The sequence below is a fragment of the Paraburkholderia sp. UCT2 genome, from assembly GCF_014397665.1.
In the GTDB taxonomy this organism is placed as follows: domain Bacteria; phylum Pseudomonadota; class Gammaproteobacteria; order Burkholderiales; family Burkholderiaceae; genus Paraburkholderia; species Paraburkholderia tuberum.
Genome location: NZ_VZQO01000047.1, coordinates 37,165 through 64,071 on the forward strand (window position 1 = coordinate 37,165; position 26,907 = coordinate 64,071).

The following is a 26,907-nucleotide window of genomic DNA, read 5'->3' on the forward strand; positions in this document are numbered from 1 at the left end:
TTGTAATAGTCCGCGATCAACGAGTTACGCATCATCCTAGCTCTCGCCGTGCCCAGGCAGATTGCGCCACGCCCGCCGAATCAATGGGTAATCCGCCCACCGGAATGCAACGCCTGCTTTTCGCAACTGATCCTCGATCCGTCGTCGTGTGGGTTCAGCACCCGATGCCAGCAGCATATGGATCGCCGTTTGCACTTGGTGCAATAGGTATTCTTGTCGCGCCTGATGCCGGGCGGTCATCGTGTGTGTAACGCCTGCGCGGGCTTTTGCAACGATCGCGCGAGCGAGGTCGGGATAACGACGTCGAAGCTGAGAGGGGTCAACGTTCACACGGCGCGCAAGTTTGGCCCACGATGTTTTGTCCTTTGCATCGCCGACGACCTCACGCAATGTATGTTCAATTGCGACCCAGCCCATATGGGATTTGCTACACGAAAGAGGCTTGATAGGGGGCCCAAGTCCGATTGGACTTTCCGAGTACCCTTTATCCGGGTTCAATTCGAAGCGCTCGCCCGTCATCCAGCAGCGCAAAGGGATCCCAAATTTCGCCGAAAGGTCGAGAAGCGTCGGCAATGACGGATAGTTCTTTCCCGCCCTCCACTCAGCAATGCTCGAAGGCGATCTCCCGCATAACCGCGAAAACTGCTTCATGTTTCCGTCACAGAGCACCTGGATTCCTTCATCAAGCAAAGTCGCAAAATGTTCGGCTGCCACCCCTTCAATTACCCGCTTCGGAAGATCGAGCAACGAGGCGAGTTGCTGCCCCGTCCATTGCTCTCTTCGCAGATGATCTCCGTTTGTTTCGTACGGGACTGCTATCTGATCGCAGTGACCGAGCCACTGATGACAGCGGGCGCAAAAGCCAGACAACGAGCGTCGGTAGAGTTCTGAACCATGCCTGTAGCCGCATGTCGGGCACGTGTCAGTCAGCGCAATGGCGTGAACTGGACAAAGGGTGACTAACGTTAGCGACCAGATGAGGCGCTCATAAATATCCCGACCACTCGTAAGGTCGTCCTGCAGGCACGCAGGGCACCACCTGCGCCGGCTATTCAGCAGCCCCCGGCGATCGGGTAACACATCTGCAAATGGCAAGAGCGTGAGGTCGGCGAGACGGGCCTGTCCGGTTAATGCCTCAACACGTCGGACCCAATGTCTCGCCGGCGCCCCCGCGCCGTTTATCAGCGCGAGTTTCTGCCCCGACGCAAAGGGGTGGCCTGGGCGGGCTCCTCGATCATGGCTGCGATTTGCACCGGTGGGCCAGTCGAGCATTTTTGCCACAATTGCATCCACTGGAACGAGCGATCGACTCGCCATGTGAACAACAAAATCTGTAAGTTTTTGGCGTTGCCAGCCGGATCTCTCGATCGGCACGGCACAAAAAGCGGCTCTCGCTCGGCCACCGGGATCGGAGACGGATTCAGCCATTTCACACCGCGTTCGCGGGCAGGAAACTTCTTTTGTTTTTGTCGCGCCCTTCCAGTTTTCGGATCACGCGTTTCAGTTCCGCCATCTCCACGCAATAAATTCTCCTTTCGCGCGGAAACAATTCCGTTCTGCCTGGAAACATAAGTTTTGCGACATTCGCGGAACTAGGCTTGACTCCCTCAGAAACGAGTCGACGGATGGCTGCTCGAATTGCCGAACTCATCTTCTCAGCGTTCCTGACTTTGCGCGACGCCGCTACTGCGCTCCTGGATCTCCTCCCTGCGGCGCAGATGCGTTTCGACAAATCGGGAAAATGATCCCTCAAGCTCGTGACACAAACTTTCAGGTCTCGTGCAGCGGCGGCCAAGCTGGGGTAGGGATCATTACCCGCAAGCGAAGCCCGCAGCCAGCTCTCAATGGCGTTCCATTTTTCGGCGGAGGCACGTACCTGTCGACTCACTGCTCCACGCGGCACGAGATTGGCAGGTAGAACACGATGACAGCTTTTCTCCCAGGCCGCCAAATCCCCCATCAACCAAGATCGCAACCGAATCCCGAACACCCATGACAGCCTGCTAATTGCTGTCAGAGTAGGATTTGTTTCAGCTGACATCCAACCCGCAACGGTCTTTTCGCTGGCATAGGCTTGACGAGCATAAGCCCTGAGTTGCCCATCGGCAACAAGATCAATGCCTCGACGAAGCATGCGCCGTACGTTATCCATTGAGCTTGCAGACAGTTCATGACTGTTCATAGCAAGCATGTTCGCAAAATCCTGAGATGTCCAAAGTCCGAAGGTTTGATGGTCGCTGCCTGCACACGAAGTGACGCGTTGTCGCTGTCCCAGCCATTGGCCGCAAGAGCCGCAATGCCCCGGAAGACAAGGTCTTGTTAATTCGTTGATGGAGGACTTTCCGCACTCCGGACAGGTATCGACCAGCTCAATTCCGTGCAGCGGACATACAGTCACCCATTCAATCGCCCACAGCAACCTCTCATACGCCATTCGACCTTTGTCGACATCTTCCTCCAAACAGCATGGGCACCACCTGCGATGACGTGCGACAATCTGGTCCCTGCATGGCCTCACGAACTCCTCATAGGGCAGAAGTGTAAGCTTCGCAAGATCCGCTCTTCCGACACGAGGTCCGACGGCGTCGACCCAGTTTTTTGCAAGGTCGTAAGCGCCATTGACTGCATAGAACGCATTCGATCCACCTCTTCCCGTTTTCATTCTTCCATAGGGCCGCACGTCGAAGCTATCACGCAGCTTATTCGGTCGGACAAACGACCGTGCAGCCAATTCGTTAATGTAGCTACTTAACCGCTGAATCTCCCATGTCCCCAAACCCTGCGGTTCCAATTGGAATTCTGTACGCGTTGGCATGAATAGTGTGTCAATTCGCCTGGTCATGGTTATCGCCTATCGTCCGTCGAACGGGCTTCGCGACACCGGGTCGACGCTTAGGAGCTTTTGAAGCAGGCGCGCTCTCTGGTTCAGGCTCAACGACGTCGACTGATCGATGCCTCGACTGTCTCGCATCGAGAGGGCGATCGTCTTCTGGATGCTTATGTCCCTCCACCCACCAATATCCATTGAAGGCGTCGTTGCGCATCACCTCGAGTTGCTTGGGTTTGAAAAATGAACGTCGCAGGATCTCTTCATCGATGGGTCGCGCTTCCTTGCAAGAAATGCTAAGTGATCTGACGAGAATACGTTTAAGATTGCCGACCCCCCTCAACGATTCCTTAGCCAGAAGATCACCATGCCGGTCAAGATTCCCACCTTCAATTTCGCACGGCATGCAGTTCTGAAGCGATATAAGAGCCTGCGAGAACTGCTCGATCTCATCAGGTAGATAATTTCTCACATGAATCAGCTCCCCTCGGCGCGCAAGTTGACCACTTTGCAGCACCAGTTCATATAGATCGTATGCCCCTGTCAAGAACAGCTTCGAATATGACCTGTTTATCATTGACCGGAGGGTATCTCCCTTGTCTTTTATTGTTTCTGTTTTTCTTGACTTCAGGATGTTTGATGCTTCATCGATAACCATCACAATCGGGTTTCTTTCATCAATAGCGCTGCGAAGGCGCCTTCGCAACGTATACATAGTCGGTTGCGAGTTCACGGATACATCCGGCAACGTGAGTTCTCGACCAGCAATTATCCGTACAACCTCGGGAAGACTATCGGAAATAAGTGGCACCTGAAGCGCGACAAGCAGTTGCTCATAAAAGTCACGAAAGTCAAATGGCTTGCGTTCAGCGGACCAAGCCTCCACGAGAATAGAAGGAACCGTATGCAGGTCCTCGGGATGACTCTCGAAGAACTCGGTTGTGATGGTCGTGTGCAGTCTGTCCACGATCACACTCTTACCGAAGCCTGTTGGCCCCACCAGGACGATCATCGTGCCTTTCAATCCACTCGAGATGCGGTCCTCCGCTTCTTCAATGGCGTTGTCGAAAGCCGCATGACTAATGATGGATTCCTTCAAAAAATCCACGCGATCCCGCGCTGGTGCCTTCAAAAGAGCTGAGTCGAAAAGCTTTTTTCCCGGGTCTTTGCCAGCCTTTGACGACCGCCTTCTAGTACCGAGTCCCATGGTAGCCTCCTGACCGCAAGCGCTCCAGCGTCTGCTCCGTCGTTTCTGGCTGGTTCGCGCCGCCCTCTGTTTCGCGGGGATATTCTTCCGTATCGAAACAATGAGTAGGCCCCTGATAAGCCTCTCTGTCCTGTGTCTTCGCTGCACTGGTGAACCTCGCCATCGCCTTTTTTTCCAAATCGGCGATAATTTCCGAGACGCCGATATTTGCATCGGCTTGCGATTTAAGCGTCCTACAGTGGAGAACCTTTCTTTCCTCCGCCGCCGCCAACAGCGAATATCTTGATGTCGCTGCTTGAACCCCTTCCGAGACTCGGAACATGGGGTACCATTCCTTCTCCACGAACGTGTATACGATTTCCGGATCAATCGGGTGATATTTGGTTTCCACGCTCATTCCGTCGAACTTTCTGTACTCGAGCCGAGGATTCCTGTACTGGGAATAGTCGTAGCGTACGCCGCGCTGATAATCGATTGTGCGAGTAAATCCTTTAACTGTCGGAAATGCGTGTGGGATGCAATCTTCGAGCCTCTTCAGACGCCCAAGACGCTGACCGCCCCGATCTAGGCCCACTTCAAACTTCTGTCGAGGCGGAATAAGTAATGTTCCGTGGCGCCGCTGATCATAGACCTCAAAGAAGTACCGCTCGAGCCCCTCGTAAAGCTCATCAAGGGTATGGATTGCCAGTCTCGACGGGTCATTTTCGCCTGTAAGCTGACGTACGTTGCGTCGCAGTTTTGTATTACCAAACAATTGGTGGATGAATGCCGCTTGCGTCATCCCGAATACCCTCTCGAGAACAGATCCATCCCGGCATGCCGACGTCTTTCTCGGATTTTCATTGATACGCAAAAAGCAAAGCAGGGACTTGAAGTCCAACGCACCGAACTCCTTCCCACCATCGAAAATGATATTCTCCGGAACACGTCCATTACGGCGAACCATGTCGAGGATTGCTGCCATGCACGATATATACCTCGGACTTTTCAACGAAACATAAAATCCGAGGACACGACGACTGAAAGCACAAATTATCAAGGTCAAGTAAGGACGTCCAAGAGACTCACCCGTTTCCTCATAAACAATCTCGATTTCCAGTTCAGTGTGGTCGATATGGACGAACTGCATCGAATATTCACCATGGCTCGGGGTGTCGCGATGCAATACCCAAACAAACGTTTCCGCTTGATACGCTGCCTTCTCCCCCTCACGCTTCCGAATACTCTCTACGCTTTCGGCTCTGGCAATTCGACGAAGAAACGTTTGTTTCGAAATCGACTTACCAATAGCCTCCAGCTTTATTCCTATGTCACCATAAACGCTCCACTTACTTCGCCCGCGCAATGTTTCGTATTTGTTCTCAAATGCTTCTTTGATTACTTTCTCAACTTCCACGTCGAGCCGTGGCGTTCGGTTACCACGTTTTGAAGTTTGCGAAATGAACGCAGCAACAAGATCTGTGCCTGCAAGTAACGCATCTCGCTTCATTTTTTTGAACGTTCGATAAGTTCGGTCGGAGTAGACCATAACCATCTGATTTCTTATGCCTTGCTCCCACAGATCGAGCAATTCGAGCCTGTGCAACGCATCTTTTATCGCGCTTGTGCTTACATTGCGATAGACAGAGGAAAGACATAGGGGATCTTCGTTTGATTGTTGTATGTCGATAGGTCTTAGTTGCCCCCCTTTATACAGTTTCTCAACCGCTGTCGCCTTGAGTACAATGGGGTCGGCTTCGCCATCTGGAAGAATAATCAGTTCCAGTTTCCCCGCGCTGACGACAGTGAACGGATTCCCGGATAGGAGTACTTTGGATCCCGGATGAAATACCGGCGACCCACGGCGCGCCTCTTTGTAAACCGTTAGATCAATAGCATGTACCTGCCTGTAAAGCTCGCGAGTCTCGATGTCACGGAAGACCAAAAATTGATCGCATTGAGTCACGAAAGCACTTGAAAAATCGGCGACGATATCTCCCCTCGCTATCGCCGAAAGGAAACTATCCAAACAGTGATGTGGATATGCATATTTCAGCTCTTCTAATGTAGAAAATGCTGTACATTTGAAAAAGTCCCGCAAATCGGATTGAAATCTTGACGGAGGAGTTTCGCCATCCACCAAAAATGAGCGCAAGAAACCATGATTTCTCGCTGTTATTGGATCAATCTCATCCGAATTGCGTAGCCGGTATATTAGCCTTAACGAACTCGCTGCAGCCTCCAGCGGTGGACTTCGAAAAACCGTGCCTTCCCTGACAAACCGCGATGGATTGCTTTTGCATTTCGATATCAGTTGATCTGGAGAATACCAGTCATCAACATAGAATGCTGCGTCCGTCATTACGAGAAATCCCTGCATCCAATTAAATTGAACCGGGCGTTTTTTCTTCCCTTCGTATTGAACGTGCAGTTCAAATGGGCTATCAAGGTAGCCAAGCACTGAGTCGTCAAACAGATAGCTGTTAGCGGCAGCTCGTTCAATTGAATTTGCAACTTGTATTGTTAGTCCCATTTTTGGGCAGCACAATTCCGCGGGAGCTTTATGTCGATTCGCCAGTAATGTACGAGCTGGACGCCTGAAGCTCTGAACAATCATCGCTCGCGTCCGAGCAGGCAGATCCAGCGAGTCGAAGGCGTCATACATCTCGGTAGCAGAAAATAGATGCATCACTAGGCTCCGCGGTGTTCGATTGAATGCGACCCCCAAATGCTTTCAACACAGTCGCTCGCGTCCCATGCGTCTATCATGGGAGTTGCGTTGAGAGTCCTGTTGACAACCCTAGGAAGCGCATCACAACAGGTCAATGCGTCGCGAAGTAGATTGGATGATTCGAATAACGACTTCCATTTGGCTCACACGAGGGAAGGCGCACTGGTAAAGGAGAGGAGCTTGGTCGAACGATATGCGCCCAGCGGCTCAGGACGGATGTAACCAAATGTAAATTTCGACGGTCGTTAGCGACTCAATTAACTTCCATTCGGAAGGTTTATGAGTTCCTCCACAAGGCTCCATTGAATCGCTGGAAACCCTTGTGGCGGAAGGCAGCCGGAGTCGAACCGACCCGAGAGCGTCTGACGCCCCCAACTGGGTTTGAAGCCCAGCCGCACCACCGGATACGAATGCCTTCCTACGGTGATTGAATGACGCGTGCCCGATAGAAACAGACCGCCAGCCAGATCAAGGCAGATCGAGCCAGCGGCTATCCGTGCGCACGAGGTGCAGGCCACGGTGGAAGCGAGTATACCCAACCCGGTCGAAGAACTCCAAAAGCTGGATCGCGCGTTTTCGGCCGAGCCCGGTCGCGTCGCGAAACGGCGCGGCCGCCACGGTGCCGCCGTTCTTGTGCGCCTCCGCCGCCGCGATCGACGCAAGTTCGCGAATCACCTGCTGGTGATAGAACAGATCATGCACGACCTGGAACAGCTCGCCCTGACGCGCGAGCTTGCGCAGCAACTGACGCACGCGCTCCTCCGGCACACCGTGCGCGTTCGCGAGCTCGCGCACCCACGGCGGATCGAAATGCCCCGCCTCGATCTCGGGCAGCAGCGTCGCGGCAAGCGCCTGATCGGCGGCGTCGAGCGTCACGGCGTGGCCGGGCAAATGCAGCCACGGTCCGCGTCTGACGAGCTCGCCACGCGCCGCCGCATCGTCGACCAGCGCGCGCCACAGGGCGTCGTCGACCCGTGGCGCCGCGATGCGCCGCAAGCGCGACACGTCCGGGCCGAGCTCGTCGGGCGAGCGCTCGTGATATTGCGCGAGCGCACTCGTCAGGCGCCCCTCGAGCGTGTGCCATGTCGCGTCCGCGACCAGCAGCGCGTCATGGCCCGGCAGTTCGGTCGTGCGTGTCGCGGCGGGCAACGCGAGCGCCGCCGCCGGCATCCCCGTGAGGCGCTCCAGCAACACCCGCGACAAACCGTGCGGCGCGCGCGCGAACAGCGCGTCGAGTGAGCCGGTGTCGAGCAGCGACTGCATCGCGTCCAGCCAGCCGAAGCGCTCCGGCGAGCGCCGCTTGCGCGCCGGAGCGAACGCATCGAGCACGTGCCCGCCGCCCACCGTGCGATTGGCCTGAGCGTTACGCACGACGAAGCGATCGCCCGGCACCGTGCACAGCGGCAGCTCGAACACGAGTTGCACGCGCGCGCGCTGACCGGGCGCGAGCGTGTCGCCTTCGAGCAGCGCGACATGCGCAACCTGATGCTGCGTGCCGAGATGCACGTGCAGCGGCTCCCAATGTTCGAGCGCGTGCGGCGCGTCGGCGAGCAGCGTCAACGCGACGTCGATGCGCTCGCTCGCTTGCGACAGTCGCGGATCGACGATCCAGTCGCCGCGCTCGATCGCACTCTTCTCAATGCCCGCCAGATTCAGCGCGCAACGCTGGCCGGCGCGACCGGTTTCGGCGGGGCGATTCTGCGCGTGGATGCTGCGCACGCGCACCGATTCGTTTTTCGGCGCGAGCAGCATCGTGTCGCCGACGCTCACGCTGCCCGCCACCACGGTCCCGGTGACGATCGTGCCCTGCCCCGCGAGCGTGAACACGCGATCGACGGCGAGGCGGAACAGGCCGTCGTCGCGCTTCATGCGCCATGCGGCGGCCTGCTCGCGCAGATGCGCGTTCAGCGCGGCGACGCCCGCATCGCCCGCGCGCGTCGCGCAGGTATCGAATACCGGCGCGTCGCGCAGCACGCTGCCAGCGACGAACACACTCACTTCATCGCGCACTTCGCGCAGGCGCTCGTCGTCGACGCGATCCACTTTCGTCAACGCGATTGCGCCGCGCCGGATGCCGAGCAGTTCGACGATCGCCAGATGTTCGCGCGTTTGCGGCATCACGCCGTCATCGGCGGCGATTACGAGCAGCGCGAAGTCGATGCCGCTCGCGCCCGCGGTCATCGTATGCACGAGCTTTTCGTGGCCCGGCACGTCGATCAGACCGAGCACGTCGCCGTTGTCGAGCGGTACGTACGCGTAGCCGAGCTCGATCGAAATGCCGCGCGCTTTTTCTTCCTTGAGCCGGTCCGTGTCGACGCCGGTGAGTGCCTTCACGAGGCTCGTTTTGCCGTGGTCGATATGCCCAGCAGTACCGACGATCATGCGTGCCCGTCCTTCAGTTGCTTTTCGGTTGCGCGATCAGCTGTGCGATCAATTGCGCTTCGTCGGCGGCTTCGAGGCAGCGCAGATCGAGCCGCAACGCGTCGTCCGCGATCCGGCCGAGCACCGGCCGCGCCATCTCGCGCAACTGCTTTTCGAGCGCGAGCAGATGACGGCCGCCGCGCTTGCCGTCGCTCATCCTGATGACGAGGCCATAGCTCGGCAGCACGTCGACGGGCAAGGCGCCGCTGCCGATCTGGCTGAACATCGGCTCCGCGGCCACGCTGTAGCGCGCGTCGATCGCCTGCTGTAACGCCGGTAACACGCGCTGCGCGGCGCCGTGAATATCTTCGGCGGGCCGCGTGAGGAGCCGTAGCGTGGTCAGCCGCTCCGTCAACTTCTCCGGCGCGCGATACAACTGGAGCACAGGCTCCAACGCCGCGAGTGTCAGCTTGCCGACCCGCAGTGCGCGCTTCAGCGGATGCTTCTTGATCTTCGCGATCAGATCGCGCCGCCCGACGATCAACCCGGCCTGTGGGCCGCCGAGCAGCTTGTCGCCGCTGAACGTGACCAGATCGGCGCCGGCCGCGACGGTCTCGCGCACCGTCGGCTCGCGCGGCAAGCCCCATTCGGCGAGATCGACGAGCGTGCCGCTGCCGAGATCGACGGCGACCGCAAGCCCGCGCGCGTGCGCGAGCGGCGCGATCTCTTCGATGCCGACTTCCTTCGTGAAGCCACTGATCGCATAGTTGCTCGCGTGGACTTTCATCAGCAGCGCGGTACGCGCGTTGATCGCCTGTTCATAGTCCTTCAGATGGGTGCGGTTCGTCGTGCCGACTTCGCGCAGCTTCGCGCCCGCGCGGCTCATGATGTCGGGAATGCGAAACGCGCCGCCGATTTCGACGAGTTCGCCGCGCGACACCACCACTTCCTTCTTCGCCGCGAGCGCGGACAGCGTGAGCAGCACCGCGGCGGCGTTGTTATTGACGATGGTCGCCGCTTCGGCGCCGGTCAGCTCGCAGATCAGATCGTCGATCAGATCGTCGCGGTCGCCGCGCGTGCCGGTGGCGAGATCGAACTCGAGGTTGGCCGGTTGCGTGAGCGCGCTCATCACGGCGCGCACCGACTCATCGGGCAGCAGCGCGCGGCCGAGGTTCGTGTGCAACACGGTGCCGGTCAGATTGAACACGCTGCGCAGCCGCGACGCGTTACGCGCGAGCAGCGCCGCGGCGACCGTCGCATGCAGCTGCGCGGTATCGAGCGCGCTCACCGCCGGGTTGGCCGCCGCATCGCCCGATTGCGCGCTGATGCGCCACGCATCGAGCGCGTCGCGCAGCGCGTTGAGTACCTGGCTGCGGCCGTATGCGCCGATGAGCGGCACGAACTCTTCCGACGCCAACACCTTGTCCACCGACGGCACGCGCGCCATCAGCGCGCGCAATGCCGAGCTGCTCACATCGCTCACGAGCAATCCTTATGTCGTTTTGAACTTGGCTCCGGTCAGGTCGCCGTCAGGCCGACTCGTCGCCCTCCGTTTCGGCCGCGCCGGCCGTCTGCTCCGGCCACAGCCATGGATGCGGCGACGCGCGCCGGTAACCTTCCGCGCCCATCAGCAGATCGAGCGTGAGGCTCGCGAGGTCGTCCGCGAATGGATCGAACTCGTAGTCCTTCGCCTGAATGCCGATCTTGCGGTAAGTATGGCATTCGTCGCACGACTCCGCCTTCAGCGCGGCGTTTTTCGATTCGGCTTCGCGCGCGGCTGCGTCGGCGTCGGGCGAGCCGGCTACCTGGTACGCGATGCCCTTCGTCGAATCGCAGTTCGAGCATTTGCTACGGACCATATGCCATTCGGTCGCGCACAATCCGCATTGCAGATAGCGATAGTTGTCGTACGCGCCGCCGATGCGCAGCGTGCTCGCCACCGGATGCGAGCCGCACACCGGGCACAGGCCCGGCGTGTCGAGGTACGGTACGGCGCGCTTGTCGATGTCGGCGGCGAGGTCGGTCCATACGACCTGCAGCGCGGCCATGATGAACGGCGCGCTCGCCGGATCGACGTCGGCGAAGCGCTGCGCGAAGATCGCGTCGGCCTGCGCTTCGAGCGCGGCGACGTCGAGCGAGCGCAGGCGCGCGAACAACGCCACGAGCGGCGGCGTCAACGGACCCGCCGCTTCGACCCTGTCGAGCAGTTGTAGCAGCACGTCGCGCCACGCCGGATCGCGCGCGCCGGACAGCGCCGGAATCAGCGGCATCGAATACTGCTGCGCGCTCGCGATCAGCTCGGGGCTCGGTGGCTGGGCCTTGAAGTGCGCGAGCACCGCCTGCTGCGCATCGGCGAGCGCCGCCATCAGCCGCAGGTAGCCGGCAATCGGATTGCCGCGCGAGGCGAGCTGACGCAGGCGCGCGGCGCGCGGCGCGAACACCGCGAGCCGCTCGGGCATGCGGATGCGGGGTATTGCCGAGGGATCGAGCGACTCGATGTCGGCGGCTTCGAGAATGCGTTGAGTCAAGATATCGACCTCTGAAAACTGAAGGGCCGCCGCCCGTCATCGACGAGGCGCGGCGGCCCGGTGCGAGGGGCGCTGCGTGCGGCGCATTGAAACATGCGCTGGGGCAGCGCCGATTGAGCATACTTTACTTGCCGATGATTTCCCTGAACCAGTTTGGATGATGCTTGCGCGCCCAGCCATAGGTAACGGTGCCGCGCGTCATCGCACCTATGGAGCCCTTGACCCACAGCGCCGCATAGATATGCACGATGATGCCGACGATCAGCAGGAATGCCGTCACGGCATGCACGAGCGCCGAGAGCCGGATCACACCAATCGGGAAATAGAACGAAAAGTAGCGCCGCCAGATCACGATGCCGCTCAGCAACAGCAGCAGCATACAGATCACCATCACGAAGAACAGCAGCTTCTGCCCGGCGTTGTACCTGCCGATTGCGGGCAGGCGTTCCTCGCGATTGTTCAGCACGTCGCCGATCTGCTTCATCCACTGGATATCCGCCTGGTCCAGATAGTTGTGATGCCAGAAGCGCAACGCAAGAATCAGGAACGAGATGAACATCACGCAGCCGATGAACGGGTGCAGAATCCGCGTCCACTGCCCGCCGCCGAGTACCACGTACAGAAACGCCATCGACGGATGGAACAACGCGAGACCGGACAGCGCAAGCAGGATGAAACAGATCGCGGTGATCCAATGATTCGTGCGCTCGTTCGGCGTATAGCGCACGATCAGTCGGTTGCCCTTCAGGTCCGTGAAATCGGTGTGCTCAGAGTGGTTCATTGCGTACCCTCCCGCGAACGGCGTGCTTCTTCGGCTTCCTTGACGGCTGCGGCTTCGTCGGCCTCGGACACCTCGTTCGGGCCGACGCGCGTGTAGTGGAAGAAGCCCGCGAGCGCGGCGATCCCCATAATGGCGAGCCCGATCGGCTTGGCTATGCCCTTCCACAAGGAGACCAGCGGACTGATGCGCGGATCGTCCGGCAGGCCGTGATACAGCGACGGCCGGTCGGCGTGGTGCAATACGTACATCACATGCGTGCCGCCGACCTTGTCCGGGTTATACAGGCCAGCGTTCTGAAAACCGCGCTCCTTCAGATCGACGATGCGGTCCTCGGCCTGCTGCTTCATGTCCTCCTTGGTGCCGAACATGATCGCGCCGGTCGGGCAGGTCTTCACGCACGCCGGCTCCTGGCCGACCGCCACACGATCCGAACACAGCGTGCACTTGTACACGCGGCGATCCTTCTGCGACATACGCGGGATGTCGAACGGGCAGCCGGCGATGCAGAAGCCGCAGCCGATGCAGTTCTCCTGGTGAAAATCCACGATGCCGTTCGTGTACTGCACGATCGCGCCCGGCGCCGGACAGGCCTTCAGACAGCCCGGGTCGTCGCAGTGCATGCAGCCGTCCTTGCGGATCAGCCATTCGATATCGCCGGCGGAATTCTCGTACTCGGCAAACCGCATGACGGTCCACGAATGCTCGGTGAGATCGGGCGGGTTGTCGTAGACGCCCACGTTCACGCCGATCTCGTCGCGCAGATCGTTCCACTCCATGCAAGCCGTCTGACACGCCTTGCAGCCGATGCACTTCGACACGTCGATGAGCTTCGCGACCGTGCCCGTGGCCGGCTCGCGAATCACCGGCGGCTGCGTGGTGGTGGCCGAAACGCGTCTGATGTCCAGTGATTGCAGTGCCATCTCTTTTCCTTATGCCTTTTCGACCTTGACGAGGAACGACTTGAATTCCGGTGTCTGCGAATTCCCGTCGCCCACCGGGGGCGTCAGCGTATTGATGAGATAGCCCGGCCTCGCGACACCCTTGAAGCCCCAATGGAGCGGCAGCCCGACGGTCTGCACCTTCTTGCCTTCGATCATCAGCGGTTTGATCCGCTTCGTCACGACCGCGACGGCAACCAGGTGCCCGCGGTTCGAGCTCACCTTGACCCGGTCGCCGGCTACCACGCCGATCTCCTTCGCGAGGTCTTCGCCAATCTCGACGAACTGCTCGGGCTGGATGATCGCGTTCAGACGCGCGTGTTTGGTCCAGTAGTGGAAATGCTCGGTCAGACGATAGGTGGTCGCCGTATGCGGGAAGTTCTCGTGCGTGCCGAACGTGGCCATGTCGTCCGGGAACACGCGCGCCGCAGGATTGCTGACGACCAACTTGTTGTCCGGATGCAGCGGGTTGTAGCCGAGCGGCGTTTCGAACGGCTCGTAGTGCTCGGGGAATGGCCCTTCCACCATATTCTCGCGCGCGAAGAACCGAGCCACGCCTTCCGGATTCATGATGAACGGATTCATGCCGTTTTCGGGCGGCTCGTCGACCTTGAAGTCCGGAATGTCGGCGCCCGACCACGTGCTGCCGTTCCACGCGATCAGCTTGCGCGTCGGATCGAACGGCTTGCCGTTGAGATCGCACGACGCGCGGTTGTATAGAACCCGCCGGTTCACCGGCCATGCCCACGCCCAGTTCAGCGTGTTGCCGATGCCGGTCGGGTCCGAGTTGTCGCGGCGGCCCATCTGGTTGCCCGCCTGGGTCCAGGCGCCGCAGAAGATCCAGCAACCGCTCGAGGTCGAGCCGTCGTCGCGCAGCAGCGCGAAACTGGCGAGCTGCTCGCCTTTCTTCGCGAGCACCTTGGTCGGGTCCTTCGGATCAGTAACGTCTGCGAGCGCCTTGCCGTTGAACTCCATCGCGAGTTCTTCGGGCGTCGGGCTGTCCGGCTTCGCATACGGCCAGCTCATGTTCAGGATCGGATCGGGATATTTGCCGCCGTCCTTGCGGTAAGCCTCGCGAATCCGCAGCCACAGCCCTGCCATGATTTCGAGGTCGCTCTTCGCTTCGCCGGGGCCGTCCGCCCCTTGCCAGTGCCACTGCAGCACCCGGCTCGAACTGACGAGCGAGCCGCGTTCCTCGGCGAAGCAGGTGGTCGGCAGACGGTAAACCTCGGTCTGGATCGATGCGCTGTCGACATCGTTGAACGGGCCGTAGTTCTTCCAGAACTCGGACGTTTCCGTTGCGAGTGGGTCCATGATCACGAGCCACTTGAGCTTGGCCAGAGCCGCGCCGTTCTTCGACTTGTACGGCGCGGCGGCAAGCGGGTTGAAGCCCTGCGCGATGTAGCCGGTCATCTTGCCCTGACTCATCAGCTCGAAGACCTGCAGCAGGTCGTAGGACTTGTCGAGCTTCGGCAGATAGTCGAAAGCGAAGTTGTTTTCGGCGGTCGCCTTGTCGCCCCACCACGATTTCATGAAGCTCACGTGGAACGCGCGATAGTTGCGCCAGTAGCTCAGCTGGTTCGGCCGCAGCGGCTGGCTGGCGCGCTTGGCGATGTAGGCGTCGAAGTCCTGCTCCGCTTCCATCGGCAGCGTCATGTAGCCCGGCAACAGGTTCGACATCAGGCCGAGGTCCGTCAGGCCCTGGATGTTCGAGTGGCCGCGCAGCGCATTCATGCCGCCGCCAGCGATGCCGATGTTACCGAGCAGCAGCTGCACCATCGCGCCGGTGCGGATCATCTGCGAACCGATCGAGTGCTGCGTCCAGCCAAGCGCGTACATGATCGTGCACGCGCGTCCTGGCACCGACGTCGACGCGAGCATTTCGCATACATGCAGGAACTTGTCCTTCGGCGTGCCGCAGATTTTTTCGACCTGCTCAGGCGTGTAGCGCGAGTAGTGCTTTTTCATCAGCTGATAGACGCAGCGCGGGTCTTGCAGCGTCGGATCGACCTTGGCGAAGCCGTCATCGCCGCGCTCGTAGTCCCACGAAGTCTTGTCGTAGCTGCGCTTGTCGGCGTCGTAGCCGGAAAACAGGCCGTCCTTGAACGCGAAATCCTCACGGACAATGAACGACATGTCCGTGTAGTTCTTCACGTACTCGTGCTGGATCTTGTCGTTCGTCAGCAGATAGTTGATCACCCCGCCGAGGAACGCGATGTCCGTGCCGGTGCGGATCGGCGCATAGTAGTCGGCGACCGACGCCGTGCGATTAAAGCGCGGGTCGACCACGATCAGGCGCGCCTTGCGGTGCGCCTTGGCTTCGGTGACCCATTTGAAACCGCATGGGTGTGCCTCGGCCGCATTGCCGCCCATCACGAGAATCACGTCCGCGTTTCTGATGTCGACCCAATGGTTCGTCATCGCTCCACGGCCAAACGTCGGGGCAAGACCTGCCACCGTCGGGCCATGTCAGACACGCGCCTGATTGTCGAATCCGAGCATGCCAAGACTGCGAGCAGTCTTGTGCGTCAGGTAACCCACCTCGTTGCTGCTGGCCGACGCAGCAAGCATCCCGGTCGTCAGCCAGCGGTTGACCTTCTTGCCGTCTGCGCTCGTCTCGACGAAGTTCGCGTCGCGGTCTTCCTTCATCAGCTTCGCGATGCGGTCCAGCGCGTCTTCCCACGAGATGCGCTTCCACTCGTTCGCCCCGGCCGCGCGGTACTCGGGATAGCGCAGACGGCTCGGGCTATGGATGAAGTCGATCAGGCTCGCGCCCTTCGGGCACAGCGTGCCACGATTGACCGGATGGTCGGGGTCGCCCTCGATGTGGAAGATGCTCGTCTTCACATTCTTGGCCTCGTCGCCAAGACCGTACATCAGGATGCCGCAGCCCACCGAACAGTACGGGCAGGTGTTGCGGGTTTCAGTCGCACGCGACAATTTGTACTGACGGACTTCGGCCAGCGCGGGTGTCGGCGAGAAGCCCATCAGGGCCAGGCTCGATCCGGCAAGTGTCGTGGCAGAGACCTTCAGGAATTGTCGCCGAGTCATTTGCGTCATTGCATGGCCTCGGCTCTTTTGGGGACAAAATTGATTATAGATGCCGTTTCGCGACATGCAGCGTAGTGCATTCGCCACCCCGGTAAATGGGACATGCGAAAGTCACTTGAAAGGGCGGTACCCTGCTGGCACGATTTATTCCCGCTGCTGGGCAGCGTTCATGCTGCATCCGCGAATAGTCACTCCCACTGACCTCATCGGCGGACTATTGCGCTCCTATGAACTACCCGGGCGCCGCGGAATTGCGTTGTAGCGTAAGGAATTCGTTTCATCGCGCGTACATGCCGCTTGCATTTCCTTCGGCATTAGTATTTTTTACGCAGCCGTTTATCGCTCGGCAAAACGGGGTTCGAAACGGGTTCGGCATAGAGCCGGTTTGCGCCCGTGCCGACGCTGCACAGTGTGAAAACAACCCTCATAATGCGGTCATTCGACGAACCCCAACTCTCGCCCCCATGACCCAAGTCCAAGCAAGCCAGTCGCCCCGCCTGACGAGCCTGTCGCACGGCGGCGGCTGCGGCTGCAAGATCGCGCCCGGCCTGCTCGCCGATCTGCTCAAGCGCAGCGCGCCGCTGCCATTCTTCCCCGACCTGCTGGTCGGCAACGACACTGCCGACGACGCCGCCGTCTACAAGCTCAACGAAGACCAGGCGATCGTCGCGACCACCGATTTCTTCATGCCGATCGTCGACGATCCATTCGACTTCGGCCGCATCGCCGCGACCAACGCAATCTCCGACGTCTACGCGATGGGCGGCAAGCCGATCATGGCGCTCGCGATCGTCGGCATGCCGATCAACGTGCTGCCGCACGACGTGATCGCGGCTGTGCTGAAAGGCGGCGAATCGGTCTGCGCGGAAGCAGGCATCCCGCTCGCGGGCGGCCATTCGATCGATTCCGTCGAGCCGATTTACGGCCTCGTCGCGCTGGGCATCGTCGATCCGAAGCGCGTCAAGCGCAACGCGGGCGGCCAGGCCGGAGACGTGCTGATCCTCGGCAAGCCGCTCGGCGTCGGGATTCTGTCCGCGGCACTGAAGAAAGACCGGCTCGACGCGGCCGGCTACGCGGCAATGATCGGCGCGACCACCAAGCTGAACCGGCCGGGCGCCGAGCTGGCGCGGCTCGACGGCGTGCATGCGCTGACCGACATCACCGGCTTCGGCCTGCTCGGCCACACGCTGGAACTCGCACGCGGCTCGAAGCTGACCGCGCGCGTGCGCTACGCGGACCTGCCGTGGCTGCCGAACGTCGCGAGCCTCGCGCAAGCAGGCATTTTCACCGGCGCATCGGGCCGCAACTGGGATGCCTACGGCCACGACGTGGTGCTGCCCGCCACCTTGCCGTCCGCCGGCCGCGCGTTGTTGACCGATCCGCAGACGTCGGGCGGGCTGCTGGTGTCGTGCTCGCCCGAAGCGGTAGACGAAGTGCTCGCGCTGTTCAGCGCCGATGGCTTTGCCGACGCACGGGTGATCGGCGAGCTGGTGAGCGGGGAAGCGCGGGTCGAAGTCATCTGAGGTAGGCGGCCGAAGGACGTCACTGGAGAACCCGGAAGGACGCATATAACCGGCCCGAACGAGCCGCCCATGCGATAATTTCGGTCTTCCCGCGGTCCGTTTTGTCCCTACTCCCTTGAAAAGTCTTCTAGTCAGCCTCGACAAAGCCGGCGATTTCGATGAAATCGTCGACGTTCGCACTCCGCTCGAGTTCGAGGAAGACCATATTCCGGGCGCGACCAACGCGCCAGTGCTGAGCAACGAGGAACGCGTGCTGGTCGGCACGACCTACACGCAGGTGTCGCCGTTCGAGGGCACGCGGCTCGGCGCGGCGTTGGTCGCGCGCAACATCGCGCATCATCTGGAAACCACGTTCGCCGACCGGCCGCGCAACTGGCGCCCGCTGATCTACTGCTGGCGCGGCGGCAAGCGTTCGGGCTCGGTCACGACGCTGTTCAACATGATCGGCTGGTCGGCGCGGCAGCTCGACGGCGGCTACAAGAGCTACCGGCGCGCCACGCTGGAGAGGCTCGAAACCCTGCCGCGCCGTTTCAGCTATATCGCGCTCGTCGGCCCGACCGGCAGCGGCAAGACGCGGCTGCTGTCGGCGCTGCATGAGGCCGGCGCGCAGACGCTCGACCTCGAGGCGCTCGCCTCGCATCGCGGCTCGCTGCTCGGCGCGTATACGGGCGTGGCGCAGCCGTCGCAAAAGCGTTTCGACACGCTGCTCGTCACAGCGCTGCGCGACTTCGACGTGAATCGGCCGGTGTTCGTCGAGGCGGAAAGCCGGCGTATTGGCTCCGTCACGCTGCCGCTCGCGCTGCTCGAAACGTTTCATCGCGGCGCGTGCGTCGAGGTGCGCTCGAGCAGCGAGGACCGCGCGGCGTTTCTGTTGCAGGATTACGCGCATTTGTTCGAGCATCCCGATTACTTCAAGGGACAGCTGGAACGGTTGATCGGTCTGCACAGCCGCGAGCGGGTCACGGGCTGGCTGCGGCTCGTCGACGAGAACCGGCGCGCCGAGCTCGCGCGCGAACTGATCGAACGGCACTACGATCCCGCATACGCGCGCAGCAGCGGCCAGCATTTCGAGCAGTTGCCCAACGCGCTGCAACTCGATTTCCGCCCGAACGACGCCGACATCGTCGAGCAGGCGAAAATGCTGCTCGCGCAGCTCGATACCCGCACGCTAGTCGTCGGTTGATCCACAACGACATTCAACAACCATCATGCAATCAACCCTTCGGCAACCCCGCGTCACGCTTGGCTGGATCGTGTTCCTGCTGATCGCCGTCGTCGGCCTCTTCTATGTGAAGTGGTTTCCGTACTACAACCGCGCGTTCGTCGCCGCGAGCCAGCATTCGATCGGCAAGTCGATCCTGATGGGCACGTCCGCGAGCGCGCCGGCGGCCTCATGGCAGGCCGCGATCGACTTCGCGCTCGCTTACGGCAAGGCAATCTGGCAGGCGATGGTGCTCGGCCTGCTGCTCGGCTCCGCGGTACAGGCGCTGATTCCGCCGCAATGGGTCGCGCGCGCGCTCGGCCGTGCCGACTTCAACAGCGTCGTCAAAGGCGGCCTGATGTCGTTGCCGGGCATGATGTGCACCTGCTGCGCGGCGCCGGTCGTCGCGGGCCTGCGCGCGCGTGAAGCGGCGCCGGGCGCGGCGATTGCTTTTTGGCTCGGTAATACCGCGCTGAATCCCGCTACGCTGATCTTCATGGGCTTCGTGCTCGGCTGGCAGTGGATGGGCCTGCGCCTCGCGCTCGGCATCGTGATGGTGTTCGGCCTTGGCTACGTCGTGAACCGCATGGTCACGCCGCAGGAAGCGCAAGCGTCGCGAGAGGCCGTCGCGCAACTGGTCAGCGCCGACGATCCAGGCACCCCGTTCTCGCGCTGGATCACGATTCTGGGGCGCATGACGCTGCGGCTCGTGCCGGAATACATCGCGCTCGTGCTGATTCTCGGCGCGGCGCGTGCGTGGCTGTTTCCGCACATCGGCCCGGACGTCGACAACAGCCTGCTGTGGATCATCGCGCTGTCGATCGCCGGCACGCTGTTCGTGATTCCGACCGCGGGTGAAGTGCCGATCATTCAGGCGATGCTGTCGTTCGGCATGGCCGCCGGCCCCGCCGGCGCGCTGCTGATGACGCTGCCGCTCGTCAGCGTGCCGTCGCTCGCGATGCTCGCGCGGTCGTTTCCGCGGCGCGTACTGACGGTGGTGACCTGTGCAGTGGTGGTGGGCGGTGTCGTCAGTGGATTGCTGGCCGTTACGCTGGGCTTCTGAGTCGGTTTTTGAGTTCGAGTCGTAGAAGGAAGCATGAGACGTATTGCCGCATTCGCTGTCACGTGTTGGTCCGCTGCCGGGCTGCTGTACCTTGGACAGCACTCGGTGGCGCTGATCGCACTGAGCGGCGTCGTGGCGTTCGCGGGATTCGATCTCCTGCGGCCGTGACGGCGGCGTAGTTTTTCTCTGCTGCGAAAGTGCGCTCGTCCCTTGCGTTCGCCGTATCGTTCGCGTCCGCCTGCGCCTAACCGGGAAGCGCGTCGCGAATCGCCGCGAGCCACAACGCGACCGCATGCGCGCCCGGGTCCATATGACCGAGCGCGCGCTCGCCGACATAGCTCGAACGCCCGCGCCGCGGATGCATCGATGCGGTACGAGACGTGCCGTCGCTTGCCGCAGCGACGGTGGCCTGCAATGCGACATCCGTCGACGCTCCCTGAGCGAGTGCGTCGTGCAGCGCGTCGGCAGCGGGCCTCAGCGCATCGACCATCGTCCGATCGCCCGGCCTCGCGCCCCCCAGTTCCATCAACCCATCGACACCGGCGCTGAACGCCGTCGCCCATTGCCGTGCGGTGGTCCCGCCCGACTGTTCGAGCGCGGCCGCCGCGCGCAGCAGCATCACCGCGTACAGCGGACCCGACGTGCCGCCCACCACGCGCCGCAGCGTCGCCGACATGCCGCGCAATACCGCGCCCGGGGTGGTTGCGCACGCGTAGGAATCGAGCTCGAGCTGCACCGCGCGTGCGCCGCGCGCGAGGCTGATGCCGAGGTCGCCGTCGCCGACGCGCTGGTCCATTTCGGTCAATGTCGGCTCGGCTGCCAGCAGGCACTCGCAGACCGCTTCGATCGCGCGCCGCAGCGTTGCGTCACGCGCGAGCGTCGCGCCGCTCGCGCTTTGCGGCGCGGGTGGCGCCGCACGCACCGCGACCTGCGCGACGCGGCCGCTCAGCGCAGGCCATGCGCTCGTCTGTGAGGCGGCGTCGAGCAGGCTCAGCCGTTCGTCATCGATACGCAGCAGCGTCAGCGAGACGCCGGCCATTTCGAGCGCGCTCAGGAACGTGCCGGCCCACGCGCGCGCGACTTCGATGCCGCGCCCGGCAAGCTCGCGCAGCGCGGCACCAGCCACCACGTTGAGTTCGCTCGGCGGCGTGCCACCCAGATTGTTGACGAGCAGCGCGACGCGCTCGCCCGCCCTCAACGCGAGATCGTCGACGATCTTTGCAAGCAGCTTGCCGACGATCGCGTCGGCCGGCTCCAGCGCGCCGCGCGCCACGCCGGGTTCGCCATGAATGCCGAGGCCCCATTCGATTTCGCCATCGCCCAGCGCGAAGCCCGGCTTGCCCGCGGCCGGCACCGTGCACGGCGTCAGCGCGACGCCCATCGTGCCGAGCGACGCGGCCGCTTCCCGAGCGAGCCGCGCGACCTCGGCCAACGGCAAACCGCGCGCGGCCGCCGCGCCCGCGATCTTGTGAACCAACACTGTGCCCGCGAGTCCGCGACGGCCCGCGTGATCGCCGCTCGCGCTCAGCGCGACGTCGTCGGCGACGATCATCATCTCAACGAGGATGCCCTCGACGCGCGCGATTTCGGCCGCGAGGCCGAAGTTGAAGCGGTCGCCCGTGTAGTTCTTGACGATCAGCAACGCGCCCGCGGGGCCGGCCACCGCGCGTATCGCGTCGAGCACGGCGTCGGTCGAGGGCGAGCTGAAGACCTCGCCGGCCACCGCCGCGCTGAGCATGCCGTGGCCCACATAGCCGCCGTGCGCGGGCTCGTGGCCCGAGCCGCCGCCCGAGATCAGCGCGACCTCGCCGCGCGCGGCCACGGCCTGGGCATCGGCGCGCAAGACGATCGTGCCGCCTTGCAATAGCGAGAGTTGGGGATTGAGCGCGATGAGCCCGTCGAGCATCTCGGGGACCACGGCGGACACCTCGTTGATGAGCTTCTTCATTGCGTCAGCTCCGTTGGATGCTGCCGGCATCGCATGATCGAAGATGCGATGGGAACGGCAGTCGGGTCGGCGGCGAAAGCGGAAGGTCTAACTGTACCGCGCATTGTCGAACGACGACGCAACGGTGAGAGCGCGCGCGTGAACGTGCACGAGCCTCGAGCCACGAGCGGACAACAACAACGAAGGGGACGTGATGCCGAACGGCGAAACTGAGGGAACGACTGGATCGATTTGACAGGACCGTAGACGAAAGCGGACCGCTTTCGTCTACGTCACAGATGCGTTGGTAGGCTCGATTGGATTCGAACCAACGACCCCCACCATGTCAAGGTGGTGCTCTAACCAACTGAGCTACGAGCCTTTAGAGGCGCGAATTATAGAGAGTCAATGCGGACTGCACAAGCCCTTGCCGCGACTTATCGAAACGCATGCATGTTGATCAGTTCGTCGCGGTCCATTCGGTGTGAGGGTCCAATGGATAAACCGGCCGCTTCACGTGCTCGAAGCTGAACAGACCATAGTCCGAACTCGTGACGCCGCGGCTATCGCATTCGACGAGTGCCTCCGCGATCGGCACGAAAACCGGCCGGCAATACATGCGTGATTTGAGCAGCAGAAAACGCGCGCGGCGCGGATCGATGCCGACGCTCTCGAACACGCCGAGATCCCACGGCTCATGCGTTCGTTCGGTCACGACGAGTTTCACCGTGCCGGTGTCGAGCACTGCCGCGCGCCCCATGTACGCGCGCTGGCCGGTGTAGGTCGGGCCGCTGATCACGTATTCGCCGTCGGTCAGCGCGCGCACGACGCCGGTCAGGGCAAGCGGCGAACGCGAGGGCAATGCATCGTTTGTGAGCTTGTTGCCGATCGCGAGCGTGACCGTGCTACCGACACCCGAGGCCGCCAGGGCCGCGACCGCCTGCGGATCGCACAACGGCCCGCTGACGATGCCTTCGAGGCCCTGCCTCAACGCTTCCTCGAGCAAATCCATCGTGTCGCACGTGCCGCCCGACATGCAGTTGTCGCCGTGATCGAGCATTAGCACCGGTTTATCGGCGGCGCGTGCCAGCGACGCCGCCCGCGCGACCGATTCGGCAAGCGGCGCGCTGCGATAGACGAAATCGTCGCGCTCGTCCCAGATCTGCCGCGCGATGCGCTCGGCGACCGCCTCCGCATCCGCGCGCTCGCCATTGCCCACGACGACGACGCTAATGCATGGCGCTTCGATATCGGCGAGCGAGAAGCCCGCCAGCACCGACACCGCGAGCATGCCGTCGGCCTCGGCGGCGCGCGCGGCATCGAGCGCGCGTTTCATCGCGCCGTCAACGCTCGCGCTGCGCAGCGTGTGCGTGAGCAGCGGCGGCTGACGCCACGCGATCACCGGCTTCGCGTGGCCCTCGATCATGTCGAAGAGCAAGCGCGCTGCATGTGCGCCAGTCTCGTACATGTCGACGTGCGGATAGGTCTTGAAGCTGACGATGACGTCGGCGTTGTCGATCATTTTTTGCGTGACGTTGCCATGCAGATCGAGCGCGACCGCGATCGGCGCGTGCGGCAGCGACGCACGCACGCGCCCGAGCAGATCGCCTTCACCGTCGGTCGAGTTCTCGGCGACCATCGCGCCGTGCAGATCGAGCATCACCGCGTCGCAGCCCGTCGCGGCTGCCACGATCGCGTCGCAGATCGTATCGTAGGCGGCGGCGTCGACCGGCCCGCTCGGATTCGCCATGGCGGAGATCGGCGTCACGATTTCGGCATGCACGCGCTCGGCGGCGTCGATGAACGCGGCCATCGCGGTTTGCATGCCCTTGTTTTCGTCGAACGCGGCGCGGCCGTAGCTCGGACCGTTGCGGCCGAATGCGGCCAGCGGGGTCTCTACTGGCGAGAACGTGTTGGTCTCGTGGTTCATTCGTGCGATCAGGACCTTCATGTGCGCATGCTCCCCGTTCTCGACGCCGCGCTCGGCATCACCTGCAGCAGCATATTGCAGCCGGCTTCCAGATGATCGGCGCGCGCGTCCTCGATTTCGTTGTGGCTAATGCCGCCCTTGCAGGGAACGAAGATCATCGCGCTGGGTGCGCCGCGCGCGAGATAGGCGGCGTCGTGGCCCGCGCCGCTGATCACGTCCATCGACGACACACCGAGCCGCTCCGCGCTCTGTCTGACCTCGGCGATCCATTGCGCGGCGAATCGCTGCGGCGGGAAGTAGACGACCTGCTCGATGTTGATAGTGATGGGGGCGTCCAAGCTGCTGCTCGCGCGGGTGGCGGCGGCGTTGGTGGCGGCGTTGCCCCCATTGCTGCCCGCCTGCGCGCACGCTGCACGCCATGCGAGGTCCATCGCAGTGAGCGATGCGTCATCGGCTGCGCCCAGGTCGACGCTGAATTTCACGCGGCCCGCAATGACGTTGCGCGAGTTTGAATGCACGTCGAGCCAGCCGACCGTGCTACGGCCAAGCGGCGCGTGATCGAGTGCGATACGGTTCACCGCATGGATCGGATCCGCGGCGACGAGCAGCGCGTCGCGGCGCAGCGCCATCGGCCCCGCGTGCGCTTCCATGCCGTGCACGGTCAGGTCGTACCAGCGCTGCCCGAGCGCGCCCTGCACGACGCCGATGACCTTGTCGTGCGCTTCGAGCACGGACCCCTGTTCGATATGCACCTCGAAATATGCGCCGACAGCGTGCGACTTGCGATGCTCGCCGGCATAGCCGATCGCCGCTAGCGCGTGGCGCACCGCTACGCCGTCGCGATCGCGTTGCGCTAGCGCGTGCTCGAGCGTGAATGCGCCGGCGAACACGCCGGAGCCCATCATCACCGGCAAGAATCGCGAGCCCTCCTCGTTGGTCCACATGGCAACCTCGAGCGGCGCGATGGTCTGCACGTTGGCCTCGGCCAGCGGGCGCAGCACCTCCAGCCCTGCCAGCACACCATAATTGCCGTCGAATTTGCCGCCGGTCGGCTGCGTGTCGAGATGGCTGCCCGTCATTATGGGCGGCAGATCGTCACGCAGCCCCGTCCGCCGCGCGAAAATATTGCCGATCGCGTCGACCGGCACCGTGCGGCCGATCTCCTTCGTCCACGCGATGAACTGATCGCGTGCCTCACGGTCGAGTTCGGTCAGTGGTGGACGGCAGACACCGCGTTTGTCGGTCGCGCCGATCCGCGCGAGCTGCATGAGACAGTCCCACAGCCGCGCGCCGTCGATCCGCAAATCGGCGGGCGTCGAGACAACGTTGGATGAATGAGTCTGCATCGATGCATCTCGGGTCGAAGACAGCTGGATGGCGCTTGCCGGCGGGACTTGCTCCGTTCCGGCTTGCTGGCCGAGGTTGTTCCAATCGTCATGATAGAGAGGTTTCGCCGAGGTAGATGGCCGGACGCGCGCGAGGTGGCAATGCGGCGCGACGCCTTTCCGTGGGCAAGCATAGGAAGCAAAGCCGCTGGATTCGTGGGGAGTGAACGGCGCATCGCGGGCGATGTAGGTGCCAATTCGCTCGACGACGGACGCCGCGACGTGCCGGCAATCTGCGCGCAAGTGGCCGCCAGCAAACGTTTTCGTCGAAGGAAGCGGCTAAAACGCAATGAAGGCTCAACCTTTTGCGAAGCGCGCCGTTATTGCATGTGCTCAGGCAAACCCCTCGGATCTCCATGGCACAACCAATTCCTTTCCGCAACACTGGCGCCGCCCGCGCGCGGCATGCCAAAGCCATGCTGTTGCCCATCGCGCGCCAGATCGCCGACGATCTCGCGTTGCGAGTTCATCTGTCGCTCGACGCACTGCGCCGCGGCCTCGGTACGAAGAGCGATGCGCAGACGGTCACGCAGATCATGCTGTTGACCAGCTACCTCGCTGATGCCGGCTTTGGCTCGATGAGCCACGAAGAGCTCCACGCCGCGGACCGCGCCTCGGCGATGGTGTTCGACGCAGGTCGGGAACGCAACGAATGGAAACTTGACGAAGCGGGATTCGCGCTCTTTGCATCCATCGCAACGAGCTACGATCGGCAGCTGCATCGCGCTCCGCTTTGGGCGATTACGGAGGCCAGCGAAAGACTCGACCGCTTTATCGCAGGGGGATCCGATCTAGCGCCGGCGCGTAAGCGGGCTTAGCGTGTTTGGAGGAGGTGCTGTTCGGCCGAGCCAGAAGGACACGGATTTTGGACGACCGCGTCGGAAGTCGCCGGATTACGCGGATGCGTCGCGGATCGGAAAGTAGTGAAGCGCGCAGTATCCATCAGCGTAACCCGTCAGAAGTTGGAATTTAGTACGAGACCAACAACGCTGCGAGAGATCAGGACGAGGTGAGCGAGATCCCGCTGCGGCAGTGCGACGGCTCGCTGGATGTCAGAACGCGTAACCTTGCGCTGACGGATACAGCGCGCAAAGTCGGCCGCGTAAACGCAAAAACCCCACCGCGACGGGTGGGGTTTCTGACTGGGGGGGAGCCTGACGATTACCTACTTTCACACGGGCAATCCGCACTATCATCGGCGTGGAGTCGTTTCACGGTCCTGTTCGGGATGGGAAGGGGTGGGACCGACTCGCTATGGTCATCAGGCATGACGGGTTGCTGCGTCGCAGGGTTGGAGTCAACCGGTTGCGCCACAGCCAATCGGGAAGAAGCGTAAAGGATTCGGGTGGGGGGGGTTGTGTTGTTTCTGGCACAACACTGAATCCCAACCGTGCGTTTCTGTCAGCTCCCGCGGGAGTTCACACCAATCCCCTTCGGGGATCGGACCCGCGTCAGTGCTCAGGCACTAACGCGGG

Annotated in this window: 18 protein-coding genes, 2 tRNA genes, 1 rRNA gene and 1 pseudogene; 5 read left to right on the forward strand and 17 right to left on the reverse strand. The window is 62.0% G+C overall.

Annotation, left to right across the window (positions count from 1 at the left end; all coding sequences use genetic code 11):
* Positions 1 to 36: 36 nt before the first annotated feature.
* From F6X39_RS29140 to fdnG, 12 genes and pseudogenes are all read right to left on the reverse strand, one after another.
* Positions 37 to 1,428 carry a TniQ family protein gene (locus F6X39_RS29140; RefSeq protein WP_187619123.1) on the reverse strand — a complete coding sequence of 464 codons (1,392 nt, stop codon included), beginning with the start codon at positions 1,426 to 1,428 and terminating at the stop codon, positions 37 to 39.
* Between the two features lies 1 nt (position 1,429).
* Positions 1,430 to 2,191, reverse strand: a complete 762-nt coding sequence (locus F6X39_RS37080; RefSeq protein WP_262414851.1) for a hypothetical protein — start codon at positions 2,189 to 2,191, stop codon at positions 1,430 to 1,432.
* 186 nt (positions 2,192 to 2,377) lie between these two features.
* Positions 2,378 to 2,842, reverse strand: a pseudogene (locus tag F6X39_RS37700) (TniQ family protein); the annotation flags it as partial.
* Entirely contained in the window at positions 2,826 to 4,034 is a 1,209-nt protein-coding gene (locus F6X39_RS29150; RefSeq protein ID WP_187619125.1) for an AAA family ATPase, read from the reverse strand. The pseudogene F6X39_RS37700 and the gene F6X39_RS29150, both read right to left, overlap by 17 nt.
* Entirely contained in the window at positions 4,018 to 6,702 is a 2,685-nt protein-coding gene (locus F6X39_RS29155; RefSeq protein WP_187619126.1) for an integrase catalytic domain-containing protein, read from the reverse strand. Before F6X39_RS29155 ends, F6X39_RS29150 begins: the two co-directional genes overlap by 17 nt.
* Before the next feature lie 365 nt (positions 6,703 to 7,067).
* Positions 7,068 to 7,163 (reverse strand) — tRNA-Sec (locus F6X39_RS29160).
* Positions 7,164 to 7,212: 49 nt separating this feature from the next.
* On the reverse strand, positions 7,213 to 9,126 hold the full coding sequence (selB, locus tag F6X39_RS29165) for a selenocysteine-specific translation elongation factor (RefSeq protein WP_187619127.1): 1,914 nt from the start codon (positions 9,124 to 9,126) through the stop codon (positions 7,213 to 7,215).
* 13 nt (positions 9,127 to 9,139) lie between these two features.
* On the reverse strand, positions 9,140 to 10,588 hold the full coding sequence (selA, locus tag F6X39_RS29170; protein ID WP_187619128.1) for an L-seryl-tRNA(Sec) selenium transferase: 1,449 nt from the start codon (positions 10,586 to 10,588) through the stop codon (positions 9,140 to 9,142).
* 46 nt (positions 10,589 to 10,634) lie between these two features.
* Entirely contained in the window at positions 10,635 to 11,633 is a 999-nt protein-coding gene (fdhE, locus tag F6X39_RS29175; protein WP_187619129.1) for a formate dehydrogenase accessory protein FdhE, read from the reverse strand.
* A gap of 124 nt (positions 11,634 to 11,757) precedes the next feature.
* Positions 11,758 to 12,414 carry a formate dehydrogenase subunit gamma gene (locus tag F6X39_RS29180; protein ID WP_184038987.1) on the reverse strand — a complete coding sequence of 219 codons (657 nt, stop codon included), beginning with the start codon at positions 12,412 to 12,414 and terminating at the stop codon, positions 11,758 to 11,760.
* Complete coding sequence (gene fdxH, locus F6X39_RS29185; RefSeq protein WP_187619130.1) at positions 12,411 to 13,334, reverse strand: formate dehydrogenase subunit beta; 924 nt, start codon at positions 13,332 to 13,334, stop codon at positions 12,411 to 12,413. Before fdxH ends, F6X39_RS29180 begins: the two co-directional genes overlap by 4 nt.
* A 9-nt stretch (positions 13,335 to 13,343) precedes the next feature.
* Positions 13,344 to 16,412 (reverse strand): formate dehydrogenase-N subunit alpha, encoded by a 3,069-nt coding sequence (gene fdnG / locus F6X39_RS29190; RefSeq protein WP_187619131.1) that lies wholly within the window; start codon positions 16,410 to 16,412, stop codon positions 13,344 to 13,346.
* 455 nt (positions 16,413 to 16,867) lie between these two features.
* Here fdnG and selD point away from each other — a divergent pair, with 455 nt between their 5' ends.
* The 4 genes from selD to F6X39_RS37085 all read left to right on the forward strand — a co-directional run bounded on the left by selD (position 16,868) and on the right by F6X39_RS37085 (position 20,358).
* On the forward strand, positions 16,868 to 17,926 hold the full coding sequence (gene selD / locus F6X39_RS29195) for a selenide, water dikinase SelD (protein WP_187619132.1): 1,059 nt from the start codon (positions 16,868 to 16,870) through the stop codon (positions 17,924 to 17,926).
* 115 nt (positions 17,927 to 18,041) lie between these two features.
* The gene (gene mnmH, locus F6X39_RS29200; protein ID WP_187619133.1) at positions 18,042 to 19,109 is read left to right on the forward strand and encodes a tRNA 2-selenouridine(34) synthase MnmH; all 1,068 of its coding nucleotides are present in this window, start codon (positions 18,042 to 18,044) and stop codon (positions 19,107 to 19,109) included.
* A gap of 25 nt (positions 19,110 to 19,134) precedes the next feature.
* On the forward strand, positions 19,135 to 20,190 hold the full coding sequence (locus F6X39_RS29205; RefSeq protein WP_187619134.1) for a permease: 1,056 nt from the start codon (positions 19,135 to 19,137) through the stop codon (positions 20,188 to 20,190).
* A gap of 33 nt (positions 20,191 to 20,223) precedes the next feature.
* On the forward strand, positions 20,224 to 20,358 hold the full coding sequence (locus tag F6X39_RS37085) for a hypothetical protein (RefSeq protein WP_262414852.1): 135 nt from the start codon (positions 20,224 to 20,226) through the stop codon (positions 20,356 to 20,358).
* Positions 20,359 to 20,434: 76 nt separating this feature from the next.
* Here F6X39_RS37085 and dhaL read toward each other — a convergent pair whose 3' ends face one another.
* The 4 genes from dhaL to F6X39_RS29225 all read right to left on the reverse strand — a co-directional run bounded on the left by dhaL (position 20,435) and on the right by F6X39_RS29225 (position 25,393).
* Positions 20,435 to 22,138 carry a dihydroxyacetone kinase subunit DhaL gene (dhaL, locus tag F6X39_RS29210; protein ID WP_187619135.1) on the reverse strand — a complete coding sequence of 568 codons (1,704 nt, stop codon included), beginning with the start codon at positions 22,136 to 22,138 and terminating at the stop codon, positions 20,435 to 20,437.
* Positions 22,139 to 22,422: 284 nt separating this feature from the next.
* Positions 22,423 to 22,499: transfer RNA gene (locus F6X39_RS29215), tRNA-Val, on the reverse strand.
* 78 nt (positions 22,500 to 22,577) lie between these two features.
* Positions 22,578 to 24,068 carry a M81 family metallopeptidase gene (locus F6X39_RS29220; protein ID WP_187619136.1) on the reverse strand — a complete coding sequence of 497 codons (1,491 nt, stop codon included), beginning with the start codon at positions 24,066 to 24,068 and terminating at the stop codon, positions 22,578 to 22,580.
* Positions 24,065 to 25,393 (reverse strand): Zn-dependent hydrolase, encoded by a 1,329-nt coding sequence (locus F6X39_RS29225; protein ID WP_187619137.1) that lies wholly within the window; start codon positions 25,391 to 25,393, stop codon positions 24,065 to 24,067. The genes F6X39_RS29220 and F6X39_RS29225 overlap by 4 nt, the downstream gene beginning before the upstream one ends.
* 395 nt (positions 25,394 to 25,788) lie before the next feature.
* Between F6X39_RS29225 and F6X39_RS29230 the strand changes: the two genes are divergently transcribed.
* Positions 25,789 to 26,250 (forward strand): hypothetical protein, encoded by a 462-nt coding sequence (locus F6X39_RS29230; protein WP_187619141.1) that lies wholly within the window; start codon positions 25,789 to 25,791, stop codon positions 26,248 to 26,250.
* 334 nt (positions 26,251 to 26,584) lie between these two features.
* Here F6X39_RS29230 and rrf read toward each other — a convergent pair.
* Positions 26,585 to 26,698: ribosomal RNA gene (gene rrf / locus F6X39_RS29235) — 5S ribosomal RNA — on the reverse strand.
* Positions 26,699 to 26,907 lie beyond the last annotated feature (209 nt).

Coding starts and splice junctions, on each gene's coding strand:
- F6X39_RS29140 (WP_187619123.1), bottom strand. CDS start 1,428: ATGGCTGAATCCGTCTCCGATCCCGGTGGCCGAGCGAGAGCCGCTTTT.
- F6X39_RS37080 (WP_262414851.1), bottom strand. CDS start 2,191: ATGCTTGCTATGAACAGTCATGAACTGTCTGCAAGCTCAATGGATAAC.
- F6X39_RS29150 (WP_187619125.1), bottom strand. CDS start 4,034: ATGGGACTCGGTACTAGAAGGCGGTCGTCAAAGGCTGGCAAAGACCCG.
- F6X39_RS29155 (WP_187619126.1), bottom strand. CDS start 6,702: ATGCATCTATTTTCTGCTACCGAGATGTATGACGCCTTCGACTCGCTG.
- selB (WP_187619127.1), bottom strand. CDS start 9,126: ATGATCGTCGGTACTGCTGGGCATATCGACCACGGCAAAACGAGCCTC.
- F6X39_RS29180 (WP_184038987.1), bottom strand. CDS start 12,414: ATGAACCACTCTGAGCACACCGATTTCACGGACCTGAAGGGCAACCGA.
- fdxH (WP_187619130.1), bottom strand. CDS start 13,334: ATGGCACTGCAATCACTGGACATCAGACGCGTTTCGGCCACCACCACG.
- selD (WP_187619132.1), top strand. CDS start 16,868: ATGACCCAAGTCCAAGCAAGCCAGTCGCCCCGCCTGACGAGCCTGTCG.
- F6X39_RS29205 (WP_187619134.1), top strand. CDS start 19,135: ATGCAATCAACCCTTCGGCAACCCCGCGTCACGCTTGGCTGGATCGTG.
- F6X39_RS37085 (WP_262414852.1), top strand. CDS start 20,224: ATGAGACGTATTGCCGCATTCGCTGTCACGTGTTGGTCCGCTGCCGGG.
- dhaL (WP_187619135.1), bottom strand. CDS start 22,138: ATGAAGAAGCTCATCAACGAGGTGTCCGCCGTGGTCCCCGAGATGCTC.
- F6X39_RS29220 (WP_187619136.1), bottom strand. CDS start 24,068: ATGAAGGTCCTGATCGCACGAATGAACCACGAGACCAACACGTTCTCG.
- F6X39_RS29225 (WP_187619137.1), bottom strand. CDS start 25,393: ATGCAGACTCATTCATCCAACGTTGTCTCGACGCCCGCCGATTTGCGG.
- F6X39_RS29230 (WP_187619141.1), top strand. CDS start 25,789: ATGGCACAACCAATTCCTTTCCGCAACACTGGCGCCGCCCGCGCGCGG.